At 71.3% G+C, this 3,535-nt stretch carries 4 protein-coding genes; 1 reads left to right on the forward strand and 3 read right to left on the reverse strand.

The window, feature by feature from the left end:
- The first annotated feature begins 183 nt into the window (after positions 1-183).
- The gene (locus tag EQG76_RS21485; RefSeq protein ID WP_159716373.1) at positions 184-423 is read left to right on the forward strand and encodes a DUF2188 domain-containing protein; all 240 of its coding nucleotides are present in this window, start codon (positions 184-186) and stop codon (positions 421-423) included.
- Here the strand turns inward: EQG76_RS21485 and EQG76_RS21490 are convergent.
- From EQG76_RS21490 to EQG76_RS21500, 3 genes are all read right to left on the reverse strand, one after another.
- Positions 420-878, reverse strand: coding sequence for an ATP-binding protein (locus tag EQG76_RS21490; protein WP_159716374.1), 459 nt, complete (start codon positions 876-878; stop codon positions 420-422). The two genes, EQG76_RS21485 and EQG76_RS21490, sit on opposite strands and share 4 nt — an antisense overlap.
- Positions 879-1,147: 269 nt before the next feature.
- Entirely contained in the window at positions 1,148-2,803 is a 1,656-nt protein-coding gene (locus EQG76_RS21495) for a L,D-transpeptidase family protein (RefSeq protein ID WP_159716375.1), read from the reverse strand.
- Between the two features lie 177 nt (positions 2,804-2,980).
- Positions 2,981-3,535, reverse strand: a 555-nt coding sequence (locus tag EQG76_RS21500) for a DUF6065 family protein (RefSeq protein WP_159716376.1), incomplete at its 5' end; no start/stop codon positions are given.

Below are 3,535 nucleotides of genomic sequence, written 5' to 3' on the forward strand. Positions count from 1 at the left end.
TCATGGTGCCGGACGAAGCGGTCTACGACACGAGCTTCCACATGAACGACAGGGGGCAGGCCATGGTGACGGCAGCACTCATCGACGCACTGCGCGCCCGCCCAGTCCAAGCTGTCCGGAACGCGCCCTGAGGTCGGCCGTTCCTGCATGGAGTGGTGGAGCCGGACTGAAGGGCAGAGCGTCATGAGCAGGGTCGTCTACGAGGTCGTCCAGCACGATCACGGCTGGGCCTATCGGGTGGGCGATTCCTTCTCCGAGACCTTCCCCAGCCACGACGATGCAAGGCGCGCGGCCGAGGACGCGGCACGCCGGCAGGCGCAGGCCGGCGATACCGAGTCGATCGAGTACCAGGACGCGGCGGGGAGCTGGCACGAGGAAACCGCCCCCGGCGACGACCGGCCGGAAACGGAAGTCCGGGGCTAGGCTTCCGGCGGCAGAAGCTTGCCTAGAAGGAGCCGGTTGTGGCCGTCCAGGCGGTCGTAGCGCACTTCGTCCATCACGTTGCGCACGATCAGCAGGCCGAGCCCGCCCACGGCGCGCTCCTCAAGCGTATCGGCCAGATGCGGCAGCGGCGCCTCGCTTGGGTCGAACGGCGGGCCGTCATCGGCGATGACCGCCTCGATCCGGTCGGGATGGTGCAGGATCGAGATGTCCACCCATACCTCGCGGCCCGCCACCTGCGTCGCGTGGGTCGCGAGATTGCTCACGGTCTCGTCCAGAGCCAGCATGAGCTGCAGGGCCAGATCGAGCGGTAGGCCGGCCGAGACGAGGCTGGTCTCCACCTGGGCCAGCACCTCCCCCAGCGCGTCCAGCGATGCCGGCAGCCGGCAACGCAGCAGTTCCCGGCCGTCCGGCCCGGGCGGTGCCAGCGAAGTCATGCGCGGGGCCTGCCCTGGCGCAGGACGGAGTTCGTGACGCCAGGGCGGCCGGGCGCCCGTGCGCCCGGCGCGGTTCCAACGATGCGCCGCAGTCGCCGGCTCGCGTTCATCCTGGCTCCTGGCGCCATGCTGCAACCAGCCCCTGTCTCAGTGCGCAGAGCGCTGGCGGAGGTCAAGGATGTCCCCGGCCTATGGCAGCCGCAATGCGGTGCGTCGGCAGAGGTGAATGATGTACCGAACATCGTGAGGGATGCAGGCCAGGGCGCTGCTCAGCTGCCCGTGAGCCCCAGTGCCGCCCGCAGGCGCCGGTCCCGGCCATAGACGTCGTCCAGCAGGACCAGCCGGCCATCCTTGCCGACCCAGGCGGTGGGATAGGCCAGGTGGATCGGCACCGGGTCAGCCAGCCGGACGAACTGTTCCGGCCGCCCGTTCGCAATTGCCGCCTCCAGCCGCGGGCGCGGCCAGTCCTGGTCGCGCGCCAGCACGTCCGCGAGCGCCAGCGGGTCCTCAACCCGGATGCAGCCATGGCTGAACGCGCGCACGCTGCGCTGGAACAGGTGCTTGCTGGGCGTGTCGTGCAGGTACACATCGTCCTTGTTGGGGAACAGGAACTTGATGATGCCCAATGCATTGCCGGGGCCGGCATCCTGCCGGATCCGCCAGCGCCAGTTGCGGGCCGTGACGCCCGACCAGTCGATGCCATGGGGATCCACCTCCACGCCACCCAGCGTCGCATCGGCGAACAGGCGCAGCCGCTCCCTGGCCAGCCAGCCCGGGTCGCGCTGGAGCTGCGGCAGCATCTCCCGCACCATGATCGAGCGCGGCACGCTCCAGTAAGGGTTGAGCACGAGGTGGCTGATCCGGTGCGACATGGCCGGCGTGGCGCTGAACGGCGCGCCCACCACCACCCGGCTGGTATGGACCGTCCGTTCGTCCGCCACGACCTTCAAGGTGAAGTCGGCGAGGTTGACGAACACGTAGCGGCGGCCGAGTTCGCGGGGCAGCCAGCGACGCCGCTCCATGTTGACCCGGATCTGGTCGACCCGGTCGGCCACGCTGGCATTGAGGGCGCGCAAGGTACGCTCGCCGACCACGCCATCCGGGTCCAGTCCGTAGCGAGCCTGGAAGGCCCGGACCGGGCCGAGCAGGTCGCGGTCGAACAGGGCGGAAAGCTGCCCTGGCACGGCCGGCGGCGGCTGCAGGCCCTCTTCTACCAGACGCAGGCGCAGCGCCACGACTTCGGGGCCTGCCAAGCCGACCGTCAGCCGCCTGCTGTCCGGCACCCTGGTCCAGGCCGGCCGGTCCAGCTTCGCCCGCCATTCTTCCAGCGCACTGCGCAGGCGGGCATAGGGCGGCCCCTGCGGCGGCAGGCTCGCCAGCCAGCGGGGAAGGTCATCGGCCTGCACGGCCTGGGCCAGCAACCGGGCGGGCAGGGCGGTGTCATCGGGCCGGGGGTCGCCATCCTGCTCATGTTCCGGGCCGACCCGACCACTGGACACGTCCAGCGCATAGCGCACCAGTGCCCGGGCCAGCCGCAGCTCGAACTCGACCCGCGCCGCCGGCTCGCCTGCCTCGGCCGCCGGTAGGAGTGCCGACAACAGGTCGACCTCGTAGGCTGCGGGCTCGAGCCCCTCCAGGTCCGCCCGCTGGAGCGTCGCCAGGATGGTGCTGCCGCGCGCCGTCCCGTCCGGATCACCGATGAAGGCCGGCACGTCGCCGCGCGCCCGGTAGAAGGGCAGGAGCGGGCGCAGGCTCGGGTCACCGGCGCCGCTCTCTGCCGCGGAGAGGGTCGCACGGAGCAGGCGCACGGCGGGATCGACCGCATCGGGAGGCGTGATGGCTGCCACGCTGCCGGCCGGCGGCGCCGCGATCGCCAGTTCGATCAGGTGCGCCGCTACGGATGCCGGCAGCCAGAGGAGCCCCACGGCCAGTGCTGCCGCCGCCCGTCACCTGCTCCCATTCCGTCCGACGCGCCCGCTGCCCATCGCCCGCCCGCTGCCCGCTATCGTCCCGAAGCTAATTCTACCAGAGCGACAGCCGCGCTGCATCCGGCTTGCGCAGGTCGCCTAGCCGCCAGCCGTGCCTCGCCCCGGCTCGTCCGCCTAGGCGGGTGCATCCGGCCCCCCGCCTGCTCCTGGCGCGTCCTGGAACGATGCCAGGCGCAGGCGGGTGCGATGGCCAGGCCCACCCGCCGTGCCGTCCGGCATCCGGCCGCGAAAATAGCCCTTCTGCCACTTCTCGCTCCGCGCGGCCGAGCCTTCCTCCTGCAGCGCCGCGTTGAACCCGTTGCGCGCTACCACCCATGCCCGGTAGGCCGCCGCGGTCGCCGCATCCTGCTCGATCGGCATGAAGACCGGGCGGACCTGCTCGATCAGGTCGAGGCGGAGCGGGAAGAAGAAGCAGAACGGCTCGCCCTGCTCGAACCGCACCCGGCCGGGCCGGGTGAAGCGCCAGTTCATGGTGAAGGTGTAGGGCGCCCAGTCGGTCTCGACAACCGCCGCCAGCGGCTGGATCCCGTCCTTGATCCGGTTGGGCGATCCGGCCACCCAGAGCTGGACGGCCGGCTCGGTGCGGAACAGGCCATGGAGGTGGAAGGTGAGGACGCCGCTGCCGAAATGGCTGGCCGGCAGGAGGTGCGGCGGGGCATCGGCAGCGAT

The sequence above is a fragment of the Geminicoccus flavidas genome (assembly GCF_009806515.1).
Classification (GTDB): domain Bacteria; phylum Pseudomonadota; class Alphaproteobacteria; order Geminicoccales; family Geminicoccaceae; genus Geminicoccus; species Geminicoccus flavidus.